Origin of the sequence: Mesorhizobium sp. M7D.F.Ca.US.004.03.1.1 (genome assembly GCF_003998635.1) — a bacterium.
Lineage (GTDB): Bacteria > Pseudomonadota > Alphaproteobacteria > Rhizobiales > Rhizobiaceae > Mesorhizobium > Mesorhizobium loti.
The window spans coordinates 1-1451 of the sequence record NZ_RZQG01001224.1; the positions used below are offsets into that span (position 1 = coordinate 1).

At 66.2% G+C, this 1451-nt stretch carries 2 protein-coding genes; both read left to right on the top strand.

Annotation, left to right across the window (positions count from 1 at the left end; genetic code table 11):
* Nucleotides 1-198: flagellar basal body P-ring formation chaperone FlgA (gene flgA, locus EN935_RS35800; protein WP_127374216.1), on the top strand; the 198-nt coding region annotated here is incomplete at its 5' end.
* On the top strand, nucleotides 195-1436 hold the full coding sequence (locus EN935_RS35805; protein WP_109659395.1) for a flagellar basal body P-ring protein FlgI: 1242 nt from the start codon (nucleotides 195-197) through the stop codon (nucleotides 1434-1436). The genes flgA and EN935_RS35805, both read left to right, overlap by 4 nt.
* The last annotated feature ends 15 nt before the right edge of the window (nucleotides 1437-1451 follow it).

Here is a 1451-nt window from a genome sequence, read left to right on the forward strand (position 1 = left end):
CGCGAGGCCTGGCTGGTCGAACAGGGCGCCTCCGTGCAGGTCTTCTTCATCGCCGGCGGACTGACGATCTCGGCGACCGCCGTGACGCTGCAGCCAGGTGCAGCGGGCGACCTCGTCAAGGTTCGCAACATCGACAGCGGCAAGATCCTGTCCGGCACGGTGATGGCGGATGGAACCATCCAGGTCAGCGCCTCATGATACGCGGCCTTTCCCTGATACTGGCTGCCGTGCTTAGCCTGCAGCCGGCACTGGCCGACGGCCTGACGCCCAAGGCCAAGCGCGAGCTCGCTGCCAAGAACGGCGGCGTCTACAACGATCCTGAATATGATCCGGCCACCACCAGCCGCATGTTCCGGGTTTCGTCCGGGCCGAGTTCGCTGCCGCCGGGCCAGGTCGCCTCACGCATCAAGGACATCGCCCAGTTGCAGAGTTCGCGCGACAACCAACTGGTCGGCTACGGCCTGGTCATCGGCCTCGCCGGATCGGGCGACAGCCTGCGCAACTCGCCGTTCACCGAACAGTCGATCCGCGCCATGCTCGAAAATCTCGGCATCGCCACCGAAGGCGGCAGCGCGCGCGCCAAGAATGTTGCCGCCGTCATCGTCACCGCCAACATGCCGCCCTACGTGCAGTCGGGCGCCCGCATCGACATCGACGTCTCCTCGATGGGCGACGCGACCTCGCTTTCCGGCGGCACGCTGATCATGACGCCGCTGAAGGCGGCGGACGGCGAGATTTATGCCGTCGGTCAGGGCTCGGTCATCGTGTCCGGCTTCACCGCCAAGGGGCAAGCCGAGCAGCTGACGCAAGGCGTGCCGACCGCCGGCCGCGTGCCGAACGGCGCCATCGTCGAGCGTGCTGTCCAGGCCGAGTTCGACGATCAGGCGACGCTGACGCTGCAACTGCGCAATCCCGATTTCTCGACCGCTATCCGCATTGCGGACGCCATCAACGACTATACCAGCCAGCGCTTCGGCATGCGGGTGGCGGCCGAGCGCGATTCCCGCACCGTGCAGATCAGAAGGCCGAAGGGTGTTTCAGCCGCCCGCTTCTATGCCGAGATCGAGAACCTGGTGGTCGAATCCGATACGCCAGCCCGTGTCGTCATCGACGAGCGCACCGGCACCATCGTCATCGGCAACGACGTCAAGATCTCGCGGGTCGCCATCAGCCACGGCACGCTCACCGTGCGCATCACTGAAGCACCGCGCGTCGTCCAGCCCGAGCCCTTCTCCAAGGGCGAGACCGCCGTCGAACCGTTCACCGCCATCGACGCCAGCCGACCCGACGCCCGCGTCGCGGTGCTTGACGGTCCCGATCTCCAGACCCTCGTTTCCGGCCTCAACCGTCTCGGCGTCAAGCCGGACGGCATCATTGCCATTCTGCAGGGCATCAAGTCGGCCGGCGCTCTGCAGGCCGACCTGGTTCTGCAATAGGCGATGCCGATGATC